Source organism: Amycolatopsis thailandensis (assembly GCF_002234405.1).
GTDB lineage: Bacteria > Actinomycetota > Actinomycetes > Mycobacteriales > Pseudonocardiaceae > Amycolatopsis > Amycolatopsis thailandensis.
This window is the reverse complement of sequence record NZ_NMQT01000060.1, coordinates 115194-134728: the sequence shown is the minus strand read 5'-3', so window position 1 is coordinate 134728 and position 19535 is coordinate 115194. Positions and strand designations below refer to the sequence as shown.

Below are 19535 nucleotides of genomic sequence, written 5' to 3'. Positions count from 1 at the left end.
ATCCAGAGGACGAAACGCGGGCGACCGCCGGATCGCGTTTAGCCCGCTAAACGCAGGTCGGCGCGGGGCAGGTGTCCCCAATGTGGCATTGGAGGCGCTCAGCGTCCCCAATGCCACATTGGGGACATCGGGCGCGGCCCGACACGCCGGGCCCAGGACGTACACCGCATTTAGAGGACGAAACGCGGGCGACCGCCGGATCGCGTTTAGCGGGCTAAACGCGATCCGCCTGCGCGAGGGACTGGAGAAGCGTGAAGGCCCCCTTCCCGAGGCGGAGCCGGGGAAGAGGGCCTTCACGCGTCAAGCGGAGACGTCAGTCCGAGGTCTCGTCGGTGCCGTCGGCCTTGGCCTTGGCGTCGGCCGCCTTGGGCGCCCGGCCGTTGCGCGAGCTGCGACGCGGCTGACGCGGGGCGGGCGGCGGCGGGGCGATCTGCTGCACGGCCGGGCCACCGCCGAGCATCAGCTCCGCGAAGGTCGCCATGGCCTCGTCCAGCTGGCCGCCGATGCGGCGCACGGACTCGTCGTTGCTCTTGCGCACCAGCGTGTCGACCGAGTCGGTGTCCGGCTGCTTCTGGAGCGTGCTCTCGACCTTCGACAGGCCGCTGCGGATCGAGCCGTCGAGGTCGCCGAGGCGTCCGGTGAAGCCGTCCTCGACCTTGTCGAGCCGCTCCGCGAGGTCGTCCAGCCGCGAGGTGACCTTCTCGAGGCGGTCGCCGAGGCCGTCGAGGCGCTCCGAAGCGTCGATCATCTCGCCGGTCTCGGTCAGCGCGGTCTTCAGCGCCTCGGTGTTCGCGGTGAGGCTGTCCTTGGTGGCCTTGTCGAGGTTCTCGACGCGGGTGCGCAGCTCGCGGTCGACGGTGTCGACGCGGTCGCGCAGGGTCGACTCGGCCTGCTCGACGCGCTCGCGCACCGGGCCGATCACCGACTGCGGGAGCGAGTCGGTCTTCACGTCCTGCTTGTCCAGGTGCGCGCCGAGCTCGTCGAGACGGCGGTGGATGTTCTGGAGCTTGTCCTCGAGCCCGTCCATCCGGCCCCCGACGCCTTCGAGGCGCGCGGCCATGCCGTCGAGGCGGCCGTCGAGCTGGGCGAACGGCTTGGCCAGCTTGTCGACGATGCTTTCGACGGCGCGGGTCAGCGCGGCGATCGCGGTGTCCTGCGCTTCGAGCCGCGACATGGTCTCGTCGAGCCGCTCGGCGAGCACGCTGGTCTCGGTGCGGTCGGGCATCTCCGAGAGGCGCTTGCGGACCGCGCCGAGCGAGTCGACCGGCGCCAGACGTGCGTAGATGTCGTCGAGCGCGTCGAAGATCTGCTGCTGTTCGCTCTCACGCACTTCGGCCGCGCGCACCAGCATGTTGCGCATCCGGTCGAAGGACGGGGCTGCTGCAATGTGGTTGTCAGTGGTCACTGCGGTGTCCTTCGTGGGCGGGGAAATGGGAGGGACGTGACGTGAAGCTTATCCATTGCGAAATTGCTCTGCGTATGGCCCCCGGGTATCGGACAATGCCGAGCTCTGACCCTGATGGCCGATTCAGCCGGTGATCGACAAAGCCGAGGGTTAACCGGAGCGCGGGAGTTACCACCATGTAGGGGAATGACAGCCTGGTTACCGTTACGTATGTCCTCTGAAAGCAGCAGACCCCTCGTCCCGGAGGCGGTACTGGCCCGTGCTCCCAAGGTTCTCCTCCACGACCACCTGGACGGCGGATTGCGTCCCGCGACGGTCGCCGAACTCGCCGAACAGACCGGGTACCAGGCCCTTCCGACCGGTGATCCCGTCGCGCTCGGCCGATGGTTCCGCGACGCCGCCGATTCCGGCTCTCTCGTCTCGTACCTTGAGACGTTCGCGCATACCTGCGGCGTGATGCAGACGGAGGAAGCGCTGGTCAGAGTGGCCGCCGAGGCGGTCGAAGACCTCGCGGCCGACGGGGTCGTCTACGCCGAGGTGCGGTACGCGCCCGAACTCTTCGTCGAACGCGGACTGTCACTCGATGCGGTGGTCGAGGCCGTTCAGGCCGGGTTCGAGGAAGGTGAACGGAGAGTGGCGGCCGCGGGCGGCCGGATCCGCGTCGGGACGTTGCTCTGCGCGATGCGCCAGCACGCCAGGGCACTCGAGATCGCCGGTCTCGCCGTCCGCTACCGCGACGCCGGCGTGGTCGGGTTCGACATCGCCGGACCGGAAGACGGATTTCCGCCTACCAGAAATCTCGACGCATTCGAGTTCCTGCGGACGAATAATGCGCATTTCACCATTCATGCCGGTGAAGCGTTCGGACTCGCGTCCATTTGGGAGGCGATTCAGCATTGCGGCGCGGAGCGCCTCGGTCACGGTGTGCGGATCGTCGACGACATCAAGACCGACAGTGACGGCACGGTCCATTTGGGACGGTTGGCCGCCTACGTCCGCGACAGGCGGATCCCGCTGGAGATCTGTCCCACCTCCAATGTCCAGACGGGAGCGGCGAGCTCGATCGGCGAACACCCCATCGGTCTGCTCGCCCGGCTGCGCTTCCGGGTCACCGTCAACACCGACAACCGGCTGATGAGCGGCTGCTCCATGACCAGCGAATTCGCCGCCCTGACCGAGGCCTTCGGCTTCGGGCCTGCCGATCTCGAGTGGTTCACCATCAATGCGATGAAATCCGCGTTCCTCGATTTCGATCAGCGGCTCGACATCATCAACACGGTCATCAAGCCCGGGTACGCGGCCTTGCGGTAGTTAGCACGGACAACTATCGTTCACTATGTAGGAGTTCTATCCCAAATAGTGAAACGGTGACGAAGATGGCGCAGGTCGTGGACGTGGGGATCGGCGGCAAACGGCGCTGGCTCATCCTCGCGCTCGGCCTCGCCGCGCAGACCGCGAGCTGTTCGTTCCTCTACGGGATCCCGTTCCTGGTGCCGTCCATGCAGCGTGCGGAGGGGCTCACGCTCGCCGAAGCGGGAACGGTGGTCGCGGCGCCGAGTCTTGGCCTGCTGTTCACCTTGATCCTGTGGGGTGCGGCCGCCGACCGTTACGGAGAGCGTTTGGTAATGGCCCTCGGACTCGGCGTCTCGGGGTTACTCCTCGTGTACGCGGCCGTGGGCGCCCACTCGCTCGGGATCCTCTTTGGAGTGTTTCTGCTCGCCGGCGCGAGCACCGCGTCAGTGAACGCCGCGAGCGGCAGGGCGGTCCTCGGCTGGTTCGGCCCGGCGGAACGCGGCTTCGCGATGGGCATCCGCCAGATGGCGCAGCCGCTCGGGGTCGGTGTCGCCGCCTTCGGGCTCCCGCCGCTCGCGGATCACTGGGGCTTCCAGGTCTCACTGATGCTGCCCGCGCTGGCCGCGATCGTCGTCGCGGTGCTCGTCGCCTGGCTGCTGGTCGACCCGCCGAGGCCGGACACCGGGACCGGCGCGGGGGAGAAGCCGCCGTCGCCGTACCGGAGGCCGGCGCTCTGGCGCGTGCACGGCGCGAGCGCGCTGCTCGTCGTCCCGCAGTTCACCGTCTCCGCCTTCACCCCGGTGTACCTGGTGACCGTCCACCACTGGACGGCCGCGTCGGCGGGCTGGTTCGTCGGCGCCGTCCAGATCCTGGGCGCGCTGGGCAGGCTCGTCTCGGGCCGCTGGTCCGACCGCGTCGGCAGCCGGTTGCGGCCGATGCGGCAACTGGCGGTCGCGAGCGCGGCGGTCATGCTCCTCGTCGCCGCCGGGGACGCGACCTGGCCGTGGCTGGTGCTGCTCGCCTTGGTCCTGGCCGCGGTGATCACCGTGTCCGACAACGGACTCGGCTTCACCGCCTCGGCCGAGATGGCCGGGCTCGCCTGGGCCGGGCGGGCGATGGGCACGCAGAACACCGGTCAGAACATCGCCGCCGCCCTGACCCCGCCGATGCTGGGCCTGGTCATCGGCGACTCGCGGTACGCGCTGGCCTTCTGCGTCGCCGCGGTCTTCCCGGCGCTGGCAGTGGCGCTGGTACCCGTCAAAGACGAAAAGACCGCGCGCCCCACCAAGTGACCGACGTGCTCCACCAAGTGACCGAACGTGCTCTGCAAGGTGACCGGCGGACCGTCTCTCGGAAGCGCGCCAGCGCGACGAGAGACTTCACCTCGCGCGCCCTCTTTCGGGCCGAAGGCCCACGAAAACGCGATGAAGGGGCGCCTCCCCGCTCAACGTGACGTTGAACGGGAACGACGCCCCTTCGGCGCGCTTTTCGTCAGCGCGCGACAGCTAAACGGTTCTCGAAGGTCTCGACGAGCTTGCGCCACTCGGACTGCTCGGCGTCGAAGGGAGCGCTCGGCTCGAGGCGCGTGGGGTCCGGCCGCAGCACGAACGACACCAGCCAGCCGAGGCTTTCGTTGGCGGCCAGCGCGGTGTCGACGCTGTCGTCGTCGGCCCAGTCGGCGGCGTCGGTGATCAGCTCGACGGCCAGCTCCAGCTGGGTCGGGTCGATCGCCTCCGGGCCTTCGGCGATGTCGTCGGCGATGCCGTTCAACACGTAGGTGTTCTCGGTGTCGACGTCGATCTCGAGCTCGCCGGCGGTGGCCTTCGTGGTCACCTCGTCCCAAGTGGACACTTGGGCGAGGTCGTTGCCCGCCAGTTCCTTGCCGTCCGCGATCGCGCGGATGAGGGCCTTCTCGGAGGAGAAGACGTCGATCTCGCCTTCGCTGCCGAGGAAGATCGGCTTGTCGTCGAGGTAGCAGCGCAGCGTGTAGTACTCGGCGCCCGAGGTGATGATCTTGATCGGGTCGATGCCGACCTCGCCCCAGAAACCGACGGGCTCGTCGTCTTCGTCCTCGTCGTCCGCGTCGACGTCTTCGAGGTCCTCGTTCTCGGCGGCGGCGGCCTCGGCTTCGGCGGACTCCGCGAGGAAGGTCGCGAGCTCCTCGGCCGTCTGCTCCAGCACCTTCTCGTCGACGTCGGGAACGGTCACCAGGCCGTCGATCGCGTCGAGCACGGTGTCCCACTTCTCGGAGACCGCCTGCGACAGGTCCGCCCACAGGCGCTCGCCGTCGCGGCCGGAGAAGGGCAGCGTGCCCTGGTCCAGCAGCGAGAAGCTCTCGTGCGCGTCGAGGACTTCGTGGACCTCGTCGAGCTCGCACACGTCCGCGAGCGAACGCACGATGCCGATGATCTCGGCGAGCTCACCCAGCGTCCACTGGTCCGGCTTCTCGGCGACCAGCTCGGGGACGCCCACCAGGTCGTAGGTGTGGTCGTCGTCCGGGATCAGCTCGGGCACGTTCAGCGCCGGCACGACCTCCCACGCGGGGTGGTCGAGCAGGTCGTGCTGCTCGGAGGTCCGCACGAAAGCGGCGAGGTGCGCGGCGTCCGGGAAGGCGTACAGGTCCTCCTCGTCGCCGAGGAAGGCTTCCCATTCCTCGCCGTCCTCCCGCCAGCGCGGCGCCCAGAGAGTGACGACGTCACCCTGTGGCAGGCCGAGTTCGATCGGGATGATGTCCTGTGCCATTCCTTAGCCCTCTCGGATTACCGCCTGTGTGCGCGCGGCCGGGCGATGCTTGCCCGATGGGTGCGCGGTACCGCGAAGCCTACGGGTTTCCGCCGATGGGCGCGATCACCCCTGGGCAAGAAGCGACCAACGGATGGCACGATAGGCCTTCTGATGACACTTACAGACCTCCTGCCTGCGGCTCCCGACCCCGACTCGCTGTTCGAAGCCTTCTCGACCTGGACAGCCGAGCGCGGGTTAGAGCTGTACCCCGCGCAGGAGGAGGCCATCATCGAGGTGGTCTCCGGGGCGAACCTGATCCTGTCGACGCCGACGGGCTCGGGTAAGAGCCTGGTCGCCGTCGGCGCCCACTTCACCGCGCTCGCGCACGGCCGCCGCAGCTACTACACGGCGCCGATCAAAGCCCTGGTCTCGGAGAAGTTCTTCCAGCTCATCGAGATCTTCGGCGCCGAGAACGTCGGCATGATGACCGGGGACTCGGCGGTGAACGCCGACGCGCCGATCATCTGCTGCACGGCGGAAATCCTGGCGAACATGGCGTTGCGGTTCGGCGCCGACGCGCCGGTCGGCCAGGTCATCGCGGACGAGTTTCACTTCTACTCGGAACCGGATCGAGGCTGGGCCTGGCAGGTGCCGCTGCTGGAACTGCCGAAGGCGCAGTTCGTGCTGATGTCGGCGACGCTGGGCGACGTCTCGTTCTTCGAAAAAGATCTCACCAGGCGCACGGGCCGCCCCACCGCGGTGGTCACGTCGGCGGAGCGGCCGGTGCCGCTCACCTTCCGCTACGCGCTGACACCGTTGCACGAGACGATGTCCGAGCTGCTCAACGGCGGTCAGTCGCCGGTCTACGTCGTGCACTTCTCGCAGGCGGCGGCGATCGAGCGCGCGCAGACGCTGATGAGCATCAACGTCACCTCGAAGGCGGAGAAGGAGGCCATCGCCGAGATGCTCGGCGACTTCCGCTTCTCGGCCGGGTTCGGGAAGACGCTGTCCCGGCTGGTCCGGCACGGCATCGGCGTGCACCACGCCGGCATGCTGCCGAAGTACCGGCGACTGGTCGAGCAGCTCGCGCAAGCCGGGCTGCTGAAGGTGATCTGCGGGACCGACACGCTCGGCGTCGGCATCAACGTACCTATCCGCACGGTGGTCTTCTCCGCGCTGACGAAGTACGACGGAGTGCGGCAACGGCATCTCAAGGCGCGCGAGTTCCACCAGATCGCCGGGCGCGCGGGCCGTGCCGGGTACGACACCGATGGCTACGTCGTCGTGCAGGCGCCGGACCACGTCGTCGAAAACGCCAAGGCGCTGGAGAAGGCGGGCGACGATCCCAAGAAGAAAAAGAAGATCGTCCGCAAGAAGGCGCCCGAAGGGTTCGTCAACTGGACGGAGAGCACCTTCGACCGGCTGATCGCGGCCGAGCCGGAGCCGCTTACGTCGAGTTTCCATGTCAGCCACTCGATGCTGCTGAATGTCGTTTCCCGGCCGGGCAACGCGTTCGACTCGATGCGGCATCTGCTGGAGGACAACCATTCCGACCGTCCCGCTCAGCGGAAGCTGATCCTGCGCGCGATCGCGATCTACCGCGCGCTGCTCGCGGCCGGGGTCGTGGAGCGGCTCGACGAACCCGACGAGCAGGGCCGCATCGTCCGGCTCACCGTGGACCTGCAGTTCGATTTCGCGCTGAACCAGCCGCTCTCGCCGTTCGCGCTGGCCGCGATCGAACTGCTCGACGTCGAGTCGCCGTCGTATCCGCTCGACGTCGTGTCCATTGTGGAATCCACTGTGGACAATCCTCGCCCGGTGCTTTCGCAGCAACAGTTCAAGGCGCGCGGCGAGGCCGTTCAGGCGATGAAGTCCGAGGGCATCGAATACGACGAGCGGATGGAACTGCTCGAAAACGTCACGTATCCGAAGCCGCTGGAGGAACTTCTGGAAGCGGCGTATTCCCGCTACCGGCAAGGGCATCCGTGGGTCGAGGACTACGAGCTCAAGCCGAAGTCGGTCGTGCGCGACATGTACGAGCGCGCGATGAACTTCGTGGAGTACATCGGTTTCTACCAGCTCGCCCGCTCGGAAGGGCTGGTGCTGCGGTACCTCACCGACACCTACGACTCGCTCCGGCACACGGTCCCCGACGAGGCCAAGGACGAGGGGCTGCAGGACCTCATCGAATGGCTCGGTGAACTGGTGCGCCAGGTCGACTCCAGTCTCCTCGACGAGTGGGAAGCCTTGCGGCACCCCGAAGAAGAGGGCCCGGTTTCGGCGAGGCCGCCGTCCGAGCCGCCCGCGGTCACGCGGAACGAGCGGGCTTTCCGGGTGCTCGTGCGGAACGAGCTGTTCCGCCGGGTCGAGCTCGCCGCCCGGCGTTCCTACGGGGCGCTCGGCGAGCTGGACGCCGCGTCGGGCTGGGACGCGGACGCGTGGGAAGACGCCATCGAGGACTACTTCGACGAGCACGAAACGCTCGGCATCGGGCCGGACGCGCGTGGCCCCAAGCTGCTGATCATCGAGAAGGAGACGGAGATCTGGCGGGTGCGGCAGATCTTCGACGACCCCGCGGGCGATCACGACTGGGGCATCGGCGCGGAAGTCGATCTGGCGGCTTCGGACGAGGCTGGCTCGGCGGTCATCCGGATCACCGCGGTGGACCAGCTCTGAGGCAGGGGCTGAAGGACGCTTTCCCCGCATGTGACGTGGGGAAAGCGTCCTTCGCCGCGTGAGATGCGGTGAAAGTTCCCTTCAGCCCGCGGCGACGGGCCTGAAATCAGGCCGGAAGGGGCGGGAAGCAAGCCTGGGCGTCGTGGCCGTCGAACCACAGCCCGACCATGAACGCCATGGTCGCCTCCATGAGCCGCGCACGGTCGAGCCCGCCGGCGTTCAGTGGCGTGCAACCGAGGTCGCGGACCAAGGAGCTCACCACCTCGACGGCCTCCGGCGGGCCGCAGAGCGGCACCGCGAGCGGGCGGCCGCCGAACACCGGGGGAGTCATCCGCCAGACGTCCACGTGACACAGGTTGAACGCTTTGACCACGTGCGCGTCCGGCGCGGCGGCGGCGATCCGCTCGGCCTGGTCGGGGATCGTCAGCACGGCGCCTGGCCCGACCGCGTTGGTGCAGTCGATCAGGATCTTCCCCGCGAGGGATTCTCCCGCGGCCGCAACGACTTCTGTCGCCGACGGCGCGGGGACCGCGAGCAGGATCACGTCGCTCGCGCGAGCGGTCTCCTCCCAGGTCCCCACCCGGGCGGAGATCTTTTCCGCCTTGGCCCGGTCGCGCGCGGCGACCATCACCTCGTGCCCGGACCACCGGCCGCCGAGGGCCTCCGCCATCCCGCCAGCGCCGAAAATACCGATACGCATTGCCGCTCCCTAAGATCGAGTTACGACACGACCGTAGAAAGCGGCGCGGGTACCAAGTGGTTACCGGAGGTCTCATGGACGACGTCTTCCTCGCCGATTGCCGCGCCCGGCTGGCCTTCGACCTGATGGCGAACACGTGGAACCCGGTCGTGCTGTGGGCCCTGCGGGAGGGACCGTCGCGGCCCGCGGAACTGCGGCGACGGCTGGGCGGGATCAGCACGAAGGTGCTCACAGAAACGGTCCGGCGGCTGGAGTTCAACGGCCTGGTCCACCGGCGCGACTGTGGGCGGACGGCGAAGGTGGAGTACTCGCTGACGGACCTCGGGGCCAGCCTGCTCGGGCCTATCGAGGCCTTCGGCGAGTGGGCCTTCCGGCATGGCGACGAGGTGCTGGCGGCTCAGGACAGGGCGGTCGGGCTCGTGAGTGGCAAGGACGGTTAGAACCCGCTGTGTCTCAGGTACCCGCGGCCGGGCGGTTCGCGTGATTGGACGGACGACACACGTGACTGAGTGGACGACACGCGTGATTGGGCGGCCGACACGCGAGTGCCCGGCAGCGTTCGTCCTCCGAAGGCGCGACGTGGCCCGAAGGCGTCAGGTGGGCGGGCGAGCCTCGGCCAGTCTGAGGAGCGGGATGGCCGCCGCCGCGTCGGTGATCAGCGTCGAGACCATGCCTGAGCGCAGGACGGCGTCTATCGCCTCGGCCTTCGGTTCCGTGTAGCCGAGCGCGATCACCTCGGGGACCGCCAGCAGCTCCTCGGCACTGATGGCCAGCACGTGATGGGCCAGTCCGGTGGACATCGGCGTCCCGTCGGCGTCGAACAGGCGCGCGGAAACCTCCGCTTTGGCACCGCGTTTCGCTATCGCGCTCCGCTCGGTCTCGTCGAGCGCGTCGTAGACGGTCGACTCCTCGGGCTTCCACGCGCCGATGCTGACGACGGCCTTGGTCAGGTTCTTGAACTGCCCGAAGGTCTCCGCGATCCCGGGCTGCCTGCGCAGCGTCTCGGTGGTGCGGCGGTCGGGGAGGACGAGCGGCCCGAAGATCGGGTACGGCTCGCCGCCGGACACCGACGCGACCCGGCTGACCGTCTCCACCGACCGGTCCCGCATGTCCATGCCCGCCTGCACCCCGCACAGCTGCACGACCGGGCATTTCGGCAGCGACTCGATCGCCTCGGTCATCGCGTTCACGGACCGTGCCCAGGACAGGCCGATGACGTCGCCCGGAGTGACGATTTCGGTCAGGAGGCGGGCGGCGAGCGAGCCGATCTTCCGTCGCGCCATTTCGCGGGATTCCGGCTCCGGCGCTCGTTCGAGCACGAGAACGCGGTCGAGCCGATACGCGGAGCGGATTTCCTCCGACAGCACGAGATCGACCGGCGCCGGCAGCCGGAACTCGACCGTGACGATGCCGCTTTCCCTGGCGGTGTCCAGCATTCGGGCGACCTTGAACCGGCTGATCCCGAACTCGTCGGCGATTTCCAGTTTCGAGGCGCCCTGTTCGTAGAACCGCCGGGCCACCGCGGCCAGGCGCAGCGACTCCACCAGTCCGGGACTCTGCTTCTTCCCGCTCATCTGAGCACTATAGCGCGAAATAGACCCGAAAGGTTGACGTAACAACTGGGAAAAGTTCACCATGCCTGAACATGCAGTCTGAAGCATAGGCCCGTCCCGCTCATTTGAGCGGAGAGAAGAGGAGCTGGCATGCGTGCCGCGATCGTGGACAAGCCCGGGGAGATCAGGGTCGGCGAGGTACCCGATCCGAAACCGGGGGATCGCCAGGTCGTCGTCAAGGTGGGTGCCTGCGGGATCTGCGGGACCGACCTCCACATCGCCGACGGGCACTTCCCGCCGACGCCCTATCCGATCGTCCCCGGCCACGAGTTCGCCGGCGAGATCGTCGAACTCGGCGCGGACGTGCCGGGCGGCTGGCAGGTCGGCGACCGGGTGGCCGTCGACCCGTCGCTGTTCTGCGGCTACTGCAAGCCTTGCCGGTCCGGCCGCGGCAACCTCTGCGAGAACTGGAACGCGACCGGCGACACCGTGAACGGCGCTTTCGCCGAGTACGTCGCCGTTCCCTCCGCGAACTGCTATCGCATGCCGGACACGATGACCTGGGAGCAGGGCGCCCTCGTCGAGCCGGTCTCCTGCGCGGTCCACGGCGTGCGCCGGATCGGGGTCGAGGCGGGGGAGCGGTTCCTCGTCGTCGGCGCGGGCACGATGGGACTGATCATGCAGCAGCTGTTGCAGCGCGCGGGCGCCCAGGTCACGGTGGTCGACCGGAACACCGCGCGGCTCAGCCGGGCCATGGATCTCGGCGCTGTCGCGGTCGCGGGTGACGTGAAGGACCTGGACGACGAGAAGTTCGAAGCCGCCGCGGACTGCACCGGTGCCGCTCCCGCGATCGAAGCCGCTTTCGACTCACTTCAGCGCGGAGGCCGTCTGCTGGTCTTCGGCGTCGCGCCGGAAGAAGCACGCGTCGCGCTTTCGCCGTTCCGGATCTACAACGACGAGATCACCGTCGTCGGCTCGATGGCCGTCATGAACAGCTTCGGTACCGCGCTCGACCTGGTCGCCAACGGCGCCGTCGACACCGGCGCGCTGCTCACCGACACCTTGCCGCTGGAGCGGTACCCCGACGCTCTCGCCCTCATGCGCAGTGGCGCCGGTCTGAAGGTGCAGGTAATACCGGGAGGCGAAAGTGCGTAAAGCGGCCGCTCTGCTCGGAGTTCTCCTGCTGACCCTCACCGGATGCGCCGGTGCGGGCGCGCTCGGGACCGGTGACCGGACGCTCGTCGTCGGGATCGTCGCGAACCCGCAGATGAAGGACGCCATCGAGCTTTCCGGCGAGTTCGAGAAGGCGAACCCCGGCGTCACCCTCAAGTTCGTGTCGCTGCCCGAAAACCAGGCCCGCGCGAAGATCACCGCGTCGACGGCCACCGAAGGCGGCGAATTCGACGTCGTCATGATCAGCAACTACGAGGCACCGCAGTGGGCCGCGAACGGCTGGCTCGAAAACCTCGAACCGCATATCGCGGCGAATCCCGCCTACGACTCGGGCGACTTCATCCCGAGTATCAAGGAATCCCTGTCGCACAACGGGTCCATGTACGCGGTGCCGTTCTATGGCGAGTCTTCGTTCCTGGCCTACCGCAAGGATCTATTCGAGCAGGCCGGGCTCCAGATGCCCGCCAAGCCGACTTGGTCGCAGATCGCGGAGTTCGCCGCGAAGCTCGACGACAAGGCGAAAGGCGTCGCCGGGATCTGCCTGCGCGGCAAGCCCGGCTGGGGCGAGAGCCTCGCGCCGTTCACCACGGTCGCCAACACCTTCGGCGCGCAGTGGTTCGACAAGGACTGGAACGCCAAGCTGACCAGCCCCGAATTCAAGGCGGCCGCCGAGTTCTACGTGAACCTCGTGCGAAATCACGGCGAGGTCGGGGCGTCGAGCGCGGGCTTCTCCGAATGCGGCACGCGATACACGCAGGGCCAGGCCGCGATGTGGTACGACGCCACGGTCATGGCGGGTACGAACGAGGACCCGTCGGCCAGCAAGGTCGTCGGGAAGTCCGGGTACGCCCCGGCTCCGGTGGAGAAGACGCAGGCGAGCGGCTGGCTCTACACCTGGGCGCTGGCGATCCCGAAGGTCGCGAAGGACAAGGACGCCGCCTTCAAGTTCATGTCCTGGATGACGGACAAGGCCTACGTGCAGCGCGTCGCCAAGGAGTTCGGCGACTGGAACCGCGTCCCGCCGGGCGTGCGGAAGTCGACCTACGACATCCCTCAGTACCGCGAGGCCGCCAAGGCCTACGCGCAGCCGACGCTGGACGGGATCGCGGACGCCGACCAGCGGAAGGCGATGGCGAATCCGGTGCCCTACCCCGGGATCCAGTTCGTCGGCATCCCCGAGTTCCAGGATCTCGGCACCCGGGTGAGCCAGCAGCTTTCGGCGGCGATCGCGGGCCAGATCACCGTGGACGAAGCCTTGAAGCAGTCACAGGAGTACGCGCAGACCGTCGGCAAGTCGTATCAGGAGGTGCAGTGATGGCCACGCTCTCCGCTCCCGCCCGCACCGAGCCCGCCCACGCGAAGACGGCGGCTCCGAAGCGCGGCACCGACACGCCGTTCAAACGACGGCTACCCCTGCTACCCGCCTTGCTGTTCGTCGTCGCCGTGACACAGCTTCCGTTCGTGCTGACGGTGTTCTACTCGTTCCAGTCGTGGAACCTGGTGCGGCCCGGTTCGAGGCATTTCGTCGGGTTGCAGAACTACATCGACGTCTTCGCCGATTCGACGTTCCTCGGGGCGCTGCTGAACACCGTCGTGCTCACGGTGGTCTGCGTGTTCTTCTCGCTGCTGCTCGGCCTGGGGCTGGCGATCCTGCTGGACCGCAAGTTCCTCGGCCGCGGCGTGGTCCGGACCCTGCTGATCACGCCGTTCCTGATCCTGCCCGCGGCGGGCGCGCTGCTGTGGAAGACGACGATGTTCGACCCGACCTACGGGTTGCTGCACTTCGTGTTCGGCACCGACGTCGACTGGCTTTCGGAGTTCCCGCTGGCCGCCGTGATGGCCCAGGTCGTCTGGCAGTGGACGCCGTTCATGATGCTGCTGATCCTGGCCGGGTTGCAGAGTCAGCCGAAGGACGTGCTGGAGGCCGCGTCGGTCGACGGTGCCGGCCGCTGGCGGACGTTCACCGCGATCACGCTGCCGCATCTGAGCCGGTTCCTGCAGCTGGCGACGCTGCTGGGCGCGATCTACATCGTGAACAGCTTCGACGCGATCTTCCTGATGACACAGGGTGGCCCGGGTACGGCCAGCACGAACCTGCCGTTCTACATCTACCAGCGGGCGTTCCAAGGATTCGACGTCGGGCAGTCGTCCGCGATGGGCGTGATCGTCGTGATCCTGACGATGATCGTCGCGACCTTCGCGCTGCGCCTGATGTTCCGCACGTTCTCGGTCCAGGGAGGCGCGAAATGAAAGGCCGGTTCGGCGCGGGCTCGCTCACGGTCGTGACCTGGGTGATCGCGATCCTGTTCGTGTTCCCGCTGCTGTGGATGATCCTCACGGCCTTCAAACAGGAGGCCGACGCCTACACCGATCCGCCGCGGCTGTTCTTCACCCCGACGCTCGACCAGTTCGCGGGCGTGCTCGAACGCGGTTTCCTGCCGTACCTGTCGAACTCGGCGTTCGTGACCGTCATTTCGACGATTTTCGTGCTGCTGCTGGGAATCCCGGCGGCGTACGCGCTTTCGCTGGCGCCGGTGAAGGGGACGAGCAACGCGCTCGGCTTCTTCCTGTCGACGAAGATGCTGCCGATCGTGGCGGCGATCATCCCGCTCTACGTGATCTCGCAGAACGTCCAGCTGCTGGACAACGTGTGGGCGCTGATCATCCTGTACACGTCGATGAACCTGCCGCTGGCCATCTGGATGATGCGGTCGTTCTTCCTGGAAGTGCCGCACGAGATGATCGAGGCGGGCCGTATCGACGGCGCGACCCTGCCGGTGCTGCTGCGGAAGATCATCATGCCGGTCGTCGCGCCCGGGGTGGCCGCGACCGCGCTGATCTGCGTGATCTTCTCGTGGACCGAGTTCTTCTACTCGGTCAACCTCACCGCGGCCCGGGCCGGGACGGTGCCGGTGTTCCTGGTCGGGTTCATCACCAGCGAGGGACTGTACTGGGCGCAGCTGTCCGCGGCCGCGTTGCTCGCGTCACTGCCGGTGATGATCGTCGGCTGGATCGCGCAGAACCACCTTGTGCGGGGTCTTTCCATGGGCGCGGTCAAGTAGGTCACGAGCACTTGGCCCTGCCGTCCCCAAGGCCGCTCAAGTACATGAAGGCCCCCTTCCTTGCGCCTGGCGCAAGGAAGGGGGCCTTCATGTACTTCGGCGAGGCGTGAAGGTCGAGTTTCCTCGGCTGAGCCGCGTGAAGGAGGCCTTCACGCGGCCTCGATGTGACTGGTGGCGCATCTGGGGCGAACATGGCGACCCGAGTGTCCGTGAAGGCCTCCTTCACTACCCTGAAGGTAGGGAAGGAGGCCTTCACAGACCGGACTCGCGATCAACTGCGGCCGGAATCCTCAGGGGCCCCGGCTTGACCGCCCCCTACGCGAGTGACAAAGCCTGACCAGGGCAGATGTGCACGGCGGTCCGCGCGTTCTCCTCCGCCTCTTCCCCCTCGGGCTCGGCGTTCAGCACGAGGACCGTCCCGTCGTCCTCGCTCTGGTCGAACAGGTCGGGATCGGTGAGCACGCACTGGCCCGCGCCCACACATTTCCCGGTGTCCGCGATGATCTTCATGGCTCCTCCTACCAGGTGACCGGGAGGGCGTGGAGGCCGTAGATCGTCGAGTCGTGCTTGAACGGCAACTCGTCGACCGGAACGGCGACCTTGATCCCCGGCATACGACGGAACAACGTATCGAACACGATCTGGAGTTCCATCCGCGCGAGGTTTTGGCCGAGGCACTGGTGCACCCCGAACCCGAACGCGACATGGTGCCGCGCCCCGCGCTCGATGTCGAAGTCGTCGGGGTTCTCGAAGCCGTTCGGGTCGTGGTTACCCGCGTTGCTCAGGCCGACGACGCCTTCACCCGCCCGGATCAGCGTGCCGCCGATCTCGACGTCCGCCGTCGCGAAGCGTGAGGTCGCCGTCTCGGCGATGGTGAAGACCCGCAGGAGTTCTTCGATCGCGGCGAGGGTCTTGCCCGGGTCCGCCTTGATCTTCTCCAGCTGGTCGGGATTCCGCAGCAGGGTCACGGTGCCGAGCGAAATCATGTTCGCCGTGGTCTCGTGACCGGCGATGAGCAGCAAGAACGCCAGGCCGACGAGTTCGTCGTGCTCGGCTTCGCCCGTTTCCCGCTGTTTAAGGATCTGGCGGCCGAGGAGGTCGTCCTCGGTGGCGTTCGCTTCTTTCTTGCTGACGAGTTCGTCGAGATAGTTTTCCAGCTGTTCGAACGCCACCTGGCGGTCTTCGGGGGGAACCTCCCGGTTGAGCAGCTTGGAGCTGCAGCCCTGGAAGAATTCGTGGTCCGAATAGGGGACGCCGAGCAGTTCGCAGATCACCAGGGACGGCACCGGCAGGGAAAGCGCCTGGACGAGATCGGCGGGTTGAGGGCCCGCGAGCAGGGCGTCGATGTGCTCGTCGACGATCTGCTGGATTCGAGGCTGGAGCGCTTTCATGCGCTTGACCGTGAATTCCCCGACGACGTCACGCCTGGCCTGGCTGTGCTCCGGCGGATCCATCGAGATCAGGGACGCGCGGAACGGCTTTTCCTCGCGGCGGACGGGCCGCTTGATCATCAACGGGAAGTCCGGATTCTGCCGGTCGGAGCTGAAATGCGGACTGCTCAGCATTTCGCGAATGTCCTCGAGCCGGGTGAGCGCCCAAGCGGTCTGCCCGGAAGGGAGGCCGACCCGGGAAATCGGGCTTTCCGTACGAAGCGTCTCGTATTCCGGTGGCGGGGAAAACGGGCATTTCCGCATGAGCGGCAGGTTCGCGGTGGTTTCCTCGACGTCAGTCATCGGGTTTGTCCTTTCCCGGAATGTCGGGTGGGTTCGGGCGATATCGGACAGGGGGCCCCAAAACGTATGCGGATGGTTGCATTCCGCTTATGACCCCAAGGTACTCAAGTGGAGGCGGGTCGTCCACTCGCGAAGGGGTGGTTTCCCGGGAAGCGTGAAGGGAAGGCCCTTACGTGCGAGAATCACGGCCCTGAAGGACCTTCGAGAGGCGAGGACCATGACAGCCGACCCCGAGACCCGCTTGCGTGCCGACGCGCGCCGGAACCGGGATCAGATCCTGGCCGCCGCGAGAGCCATCTTCGCCGCGCAAGGCGCCGAGGTCCCGATGGAGGAGATCGCGCGCTCGGCGGGCGTCGGCGTCGGCACTCTCTACCGGCGGTTCCCGGACCGCGACGCGCTGATCAGGGCGGTCGCCGTCGACAACTTCGACAGGGTGCTCAGGGACGCGAAGGCCGCGAAGGACGAGGAGCCTTCGGACTGGGACGCCCTGATCCGGCTGCTGCACCAGTCGATGGAGCTGCAGCTGAGCATCCAGCTCGCGATGGTGTCGCCCCGCGCGCTGGTGATCCTCAGGAATGATCCCGCGATCAAGGCCCTGCGTGACGAGCTGCTGGTGGTGCTCGGTGGCTTCGTCCAGGGCGCGCAGGCGGAGGGCAGGCTCCGCGAAGACGTCGGCACCGGGGACGTCGCGATGTTGTTCGCGACGTTGCTGCGGCAGATGCCGGGGAAGGGCGAAGAGGTCGCGCGGATCGCGATGCGGCGCTGTATCGGGATTATGATCGACGGCCTGCGGGCGGGGAAGACCGAGCCGCTTCCGGGCAGGGCGTTGACCGGATCCGACCTGGACCCCTGAGACCGGATCGCGTTCAGCGGGCTAAACGCGATCCGGCCCCAGCGCATTCAGAGGACGAAACGCGGAGGTCAGACGCCCAGCGGGTGCCAGACGGTCTTCGCCTCCAGGTACCGCCGCAGCCGCGAGATGTCGGCGTCGGCCGTCCAGTCCGGCTCGGCGTCCGGCACGGTCAGGACGCGCTTCACGGTGCCGGCGGCGTCACGCGCCAGGTCCGCCCGCGCGGAAGGCTCCGCGCCTGTCGGATCGAGGGCGTTGACGTCGCCGTGCGAAGCCAGCCACGAGCCCAGCTCCGACGCGCGTCCGGTCAGGATGTTCGCGACGCCGCCGGGCAGATCGGACGTCGCCAAGACCTCCGAAAGCGTGATCGCGGGCAGCGGCCTGTCCGCGCTGGAGACGACCACCGCGGTCGAACCCGTCGCCAGCACCGGGGCCAGCACGCTCACCAGACCCAGCAGCGACGACTGCTGCGGCGCCAGCACGCCGACGACACCGGTCGGCTCGGGCACGGTGAAGGAGAAGTACGGCCCCGCGACGGGGTTGGCCGCGCCGAGCACGGTCGCGATCTTGTCCGTCCAGCCCGCGTACCAGACCCAGCGGTCGATCGACGCGTCCACAATGGACTGTGCCTTCTTCGTCGCGACGCCTTCGGACGCGGACACCTCCGCGACGAACTGCTCGCGGCGGCCTTCCAGCATCTCCGCGACCCGGTACAGCACCTGGCCGCGGTTGTACGCCGTCGCCGCCGACCAGCCGCCGAAAGCCTTGCGGGCGGCGGAAACCGCGTCGCGGACGTCCTTGCGGGACGCGTGCGAGGCGTTCGCCAGGAACTTGCCCTTGCTGTCGGTGACCGGGTACACGCGGCCCGACTCCGAGCGCGGGAACTTGCCGCCGATGTAGAGCTTGTAGGTCTTGGCTACCGAAATACGGTCAGACATCGAGGTAGGCCTCCAGTCCGGTGCGTCCGCCTTCGCGGCCGAAACCCGACTCCTGGTAGCCGCCGAACGGCGCGGCGGGATCGAAGCGGTTGAACGTGTTGGCCCAGACGACACCGGCGCGGAGCTGGTTCGCCATCCACAGGATGCGCGAGCCCTTCTCGGTCCAGATGCCGGCCGAAAGCCCGTACGGCGTGTTGTTCGCCTTGGTGACGGCCTCGTCCGGCGTGCGGAAGGTCAGCACCGAAAGCACCGGCCCGAAGATCTCCTCGCGGGCGATGCGCATCGACTGCTGGACGTCGGAGAACACCGTGGGGGCGAAGAAGAAACCACGTTCCGGAACCGGGCACGGGCTGGTCCAGCGCTCCGCGCCCTCGGCGTCGCCGGACTCCACCAGGCCCTTGATCTTCGCCAGCTGCTCGGCGGAGTTGATCGCGCCGATGTCGGTGTTCTTGTCCAGCGGGTCGCCCAGCCGCAGCGTCGAGACGCGGTGGCGCAGCTTTTCGAGCACCTCTTCGGCGATCGACTCCTGAACCAGCAGGCGTGAGCCCGCGCAGCAGACGTGGCCCTGGTTGAAGAAGATCCCGTTGACGATCCCCTCGACGGCCTGGTCCAGCGGGGCGTCGTCGAAGACGACGTTCGCCGCCTTGCCGCCCAGCTCCAGCGTCAGCTTCTTCGCGGTGCCCGCGATCTGGCGCTGGATGGCCTTGCCGACCTCGGTCGAGCCGGTGAAGGCGACCTTGTTGACGTCGCCGTGGCCCACCAGCGCGGCACCGATGTCCCCGGCGCCGGGCAGGATGTTGACCACACCCGGCGGGAGTTCGGCCTGCTGGCAGATCTCGGCGAACACCAGCGCCGTCAGCGGCGTGGTCTCCGCGGGCTTGAGCACCACGGTGTTGCCGGTGGCCAGCGCGGGCGCGATCTTCCACGCGAGCATCAGCAGCGGGAAGTTCCACGGGATGACCTGGCCCGCGACGCCCAGCGGCTTCGGGTTCGGACCGTAGCCCGCGTAGTCGAGCTTGTCGGCCCAGCCCGCGTGGTAGAAGAAGTGCGCGGCGGCCGTCGGCACGTCGGAATCGCGCGATTCCTTGATCGGCTTGCCGTTGTCGAGGCTTTCCAGGACGGCCAGCTCCCGCGACCGCTCCTGGATCAGGCGCGCGATGCGGAACAGGTACTTGGCGCGTTCGGAGCCCGGCATCTTGGACCAGACACCGTTGTACGCCTTGCGTGCGGCCTTCACCGCGATGTCCACATCGGACACCGACGCGGTGCCGACCTCGGCCAGCACCTCTTCGGTGGCCGGGTTGATCGTCTTGAGCGGCTCACCCGAGCCGTCGACGAACTCACCGTTCACGAACGGCCGGTAACGCGGTTTGAGGTTCGCGAGGTCGCGCGATTCGGGCGCGGGCGCGTACTCGAAGATGCCCATGG

Annotated in this window: 17 protein-coding genes; 9 read left to right on the top strand and 8 right to left on the bottom strand. The window is 67.6% G+C overall.

The annotated features are described in order from the left end of the window. Positions 1 to 313 precede the first annotated feature (313 nt). Positions 314 to 1405, bottom strand: coding sequence for a PA containing protein (locus tag CFP71_RS17735; protein ID WP_093934964.1), 1092 nt, complete (start codon positions 1403 to 1405; stop codon positions 314 to 316). A gap of 210 nt (positions 1406 to 1615) precedes the next feature. Between CFP71_RS17735 and CFP71_RS17730 the strand changes: the two genes are divergently transcribed. Both CFP71_RS17730 and CFP71_RS17725 read left to right on the top strand, forming a co-directional pair. Next, positions 1616 to 2716, top strand: coding sequence for an adenosine deaminase (locus CFP71_RS17730; protein WP_093934963.1), 1101 nt, complete (start codon positions 1616 to 1618; stop codon positions 2714 to 2716). A 65-nt stretch (positions 2717 to 2781) separates the two neighbouring features. Next, a complete protein-coding gene (locus CFP71_RS17725) occupies positions 2782 to 3990 on the top strand; it encodes an MFS transporter (RefSeq protein ID WP_093934976.1) in 1209 nt (402 codons plus the stop codon). Between the two features lie 199 nt (positions 3991 to 4189). Here the strand turns inward: CFP71_RS17725 and CFP71_RS17720 are convergent, their stop codons facing one another. After that, positions 4190 to 5440, bottom strand: a complete 1251-nt coding sequence (locus tag CFP71_RS17720; RefSeq protein WP_093934962.1) for a primosomal protein — start codon at positions 5438 to 5440, stop codon at positions 4190 to 4192. A 153-nt stretch (positions 5441 to 5593) separates the two neighbouring features. Between CFP71_RS17720 and CFP71_RS17715 the strand changes: the two genes are divergently transcribed. Further along, positions 5594 to 8098: a DEAD/DEAH box helicase gene (locus CFP71_RS17715; RefSeq protein ID WP_093934961.1), complete on the top strand. Its 2505-nt coding sequence runs from the start codon at positions 5594 to 5596 to the stop codon at positions 8096 to 8098. Positions 8099 to 8204: 106 nt separating this feature from the next. Here the strand turns inward: CFP71_RS17715 and CFP71_RS17710 are convergent, their stop codons facing one another. Beyond that, on the bottom strand, positions 8205 to 8798 hold the full coding sequence (locus tag CFP71_RS17710) for an NADPH-dependent F420 reductase (RefSeq protein ID WP_093934960.1): 594 nt from the start codon (positions 8796 to 8798) through the stop codon (positions 8205 to 8207). Between the two features lie 74 nt (positions 8799 to 8872). Between CFP71_RS17710 and CFP71_RS17705 the strand changes: the two genes are divergently transcribed. After that, positions 8873 to 9238 carry a winged helix-turn-helix transcriptional regulator gene (locus tag CFP71_RS17705; protein WP_093934959.1) on the top strand — a complete coding sequence of 122 codons (366 nt, stop codon included), beginning with the start codon at positions 8873 to 8875 and terminating at the stop codon, positions 9236 to 9238. 153 nt (positions 9239 to 9391) lie between these two features. Here the strand turns inward: CFP71_RS17705 and CFP71_RS17700 are convergent, their stop codons facing one another. After that, positions 9392 to 10372: a sugar-binding transcriptional regulator gene (locus tag CFP71_RS17700; RefSeq protein WP_093934958.1), complete on the bottom strand. Its 981-nt coding sequence runs from the start codon at positions 10370 to 10372 to the stop codon at positions 9392 to 9394. A 129-nt stretch (positions 10373 to 10501) separates the two neighbouring features. Here CFP71_RS17700 and CFP71_RS17695 point away from each other — a divergent pair, with 129 nt between their 5' ends. Genes CFP71_RS17695 through CFP71_RS17680 form a run of 4 tightly spaced genes read left to right on the top strand, consistent with a single transcriptional unit; the run spans position 10502 to position 14586 of the window. Next, positions 10502 to 11506, top strand: coding sequence for a zinc-dependent alcohol dehydrogenase family protein (locus tag CFP71_RS17695; RefSeq protein WP_093934957.1), 1005 nt, complete (start codon positions 10502 to 10504; stop codon positions 11504 to 11506). Further along, a complete protein-coding gene (locus CFP71_RS17690; RefSeq protein ID WP_093934956.1) occupies positions 11499 to 12839 on the top strand; it encodes an ABC transporter substrate-binding protein in 1341 nt (446 codons plus the stop codon). The genes CFP71_RS17695 and CFP71_RS17690 overlap by 8 nt, the downstream gene beginning before the upstream one ends. Next, on the top strand, positions 12839 to 13774 hold the full coding sequence (locus tag CFP71_RS17685; protein ID WP_039919425.1) for a carbohydrate ABC transporter permease: 936 nt from the start codon (positions 12839 to 12841) through the stop codon (positions 13772 to 13774). The genes CFP71_RS17690 and CFP71_RS17685 overlap by 1 nt, the downstream gene beginning before the upstream one ends. Then, entirely contained in the window at positions 13771 to 14586 is an 816-nt protein-coding gene (locus CFP71_RS17680) for a carbohydrate ABC transporter permease (RefSeq protein ID WP_093934955.1), read from the top strand. The genes CFP71_RS17685 and CFP71_RS17680 overlap by 4 nt, the downstream gene beginning before the upstream one ends. Positions 14587 to 14901: 315 nt before the next feature. Here the strand turns inward: CFP71_RS17680 and CFP71_RS17670 are convergent, their stop codons facing one another. After that, a complete protein-coding gene (locus tag CFP71_RS17670; RefSeq protein WP_034304647.1) occupies positions 14902 to 15096 on the bottom strand; it encodes a ferredoxin in 195 nt (64 codons plus the stop codon). A gap of 8 nt (positions 15097 to 15104) precedes the next feature. Further along, positions 15105 to 16319 carry a cytochrome P450 gene (locus CFP71_RS17665; RefSeq protein ID WP_093934953.1) on the bottom strand — a complete coding sequence of 405 codons (1215 nt, stop codon included), beginning with the start codon at positions 16317 to 16319 and terminating at the stop codon, positions 15105 to 15107. A gap of 217 nt (positions 16320 to 16536) precedes the next feature. Between CFP71_RS17665 and CFP71_RS17660 the strand changes: the two genes are divergently transcribed. Further along, the gene (locus CFP71_RS17660) at positions 16537 to 17172 is read left to right on the top strand and encodes a TetR/AcrR family transcriptional regulator (protein ID WP_093934952.1); all 636 of its coding nucleotides are present in this window, start codon (positions 16537 to 16539) and stop codon (positions 17170 to 17172) included. A 68-nt stretch (positions 17173 to 17240) separates the two neighbouring features. On the opposite strand, the gene CFP71_RS17655 is transcribed toward CFP71_RS17660, so the two are convergent. After that, positions 17241 to 18107, bottom strand: coding sequence for an aldehyde dehydrogenase family protein (locus tag CFP71_RS17655; RefSeq protein ID WP_093934951.1), 867 nt, complete (start codon positions 18105 to 18107; stop codon positions 17241 to 17243). Next, the gene (locus CFP71_RS17650) at positions 18100 to 19533 is read right to left on the bottom strand and encodes an aldehyde dehydrogenase family protein (protein ID WP_093934950.1); all 1434 of its coding nucleotides are present in this window, start codon (positions 19531 to 19533) and stop codon (positions 18100 to 18102) included. Before CFP71_RS17650 ends, CFP71_RS17655 begins: the two co-directional genes overlap by 8 nt. Positions 19534 to 19535 lie beyond the last annotated feature (2 nt).

Excerpts from the sequence above, each read along its gene's own strand:
- CFP71_RS17730 (WP_093934963.1), top strand. The coding sequence starts at position 1,616 with ATGTCCTCTGAAAGCAGCAGACCCCTCGTCCCGGAGGCGGTACTGGCC.
- CFP71_RS17725 (WP_093934976.1), top strand. The coding sequence starts at position 2,782 with ATGGCGCAGGTCGTGGACGTGGGGATCGGCGGCAAACGGCGCTGGCTC.
- CFP71_RS17720 (WP_093934962.1), bottom strand. The coding sequence starts at position 5,440 with ATGGCACAGGACATCATCCCGATCGAACTCGGCCTGCCACAGGGTGAC.
- CFP71_RS17715 (WP_093934961.1), top strand. The coding sequence starts at position 5,594 with ATGACACTTACAGACCTCCTGCCTGCGGCTCCCGACCCCGACTCGCTG.
- CFP71_RS17710 (WP_093934960.1), bottom strand. The coding sequence starts at position 8,798 with ATGCGTATCGGTATTTTCGGCGCTGGCGGGATGGCGGAGGCCCTCGGC.
- CFP71_RS17705 (WP_093934959.1), top strand. The coding sequence starts at position 8,873 with ATGGACGACGTCTTCCTCGCCGATTGCCGCGCCCGGCTGGCCTTCGAC.
- CFP71_RS17700 (WP_093934958.1), bottom strand. The coding sequence starts at position 10,372 with ATGAGCGGGAAGAAGCAGAGTCCCGGACTGGTGGAGTCGCTGCGCCTG.
- CFP71_RS17695 (WP_093934957.1), top strand. The coding sequence starts at position 10,502 with ATGCGTGCCGCGATCGTGGACAAGCCCGGGGAGATCAGGGTCGGCGAG.
- CFP71_RS17685 (WP_039919425.1), top strand. The coding sequence starts at position 12,839 with ATGGCCACGCTCTCCGCTCCCGCCCGCACCGAGCCCGCCCACGCGAAG.
- CFP71_RS17680 (WP_093934955.1), top strand. The coding sequence starts at position 13,771 with ATGAAAGGCCGGTTCGGCGCGGGCTCGCTCACGGTCGTGACCTGGGTG.
- CFP71_RS17670 (WP_034304647.1), bottom strand. The coding sequence starts at position 15,096 with ATGAAGATCATCGCGGACACCGGGAAATGTGTGGGCGCGGGCCAGTGC.
- CFP71_RS17665 (WP_093934953.1), bottom strand. The coding sequence starts at position 16,319 with ATGACTGACGTCGAGGAAACCACCGCGAACCTGCCGCTCATGCGGAAA.
- CFP71_RS17660 (WP_093934952.1), top strand. The coding sequence starts at position 16,537 with ATGACAGCCGACCCCGAGACCCGCTTGCGTGCCGACGCGCGCCGGAAC.
- CFP71_RS17655 (WP_093934951.1), bottom strand. The coding sequence starts at position 18,107 with ATGTCTGACCGTATTTCGGTAGCCAAGACCTACAAGCTCTACATCGGC.
- CFP71_RS17650 (WP_093934950.1), bottom strand. The coding sequence starts at position 19,533 with ATGGGCATCTTCGAGTACGCGCCCGCGCCCGAATCGCGCGACCTCGCG.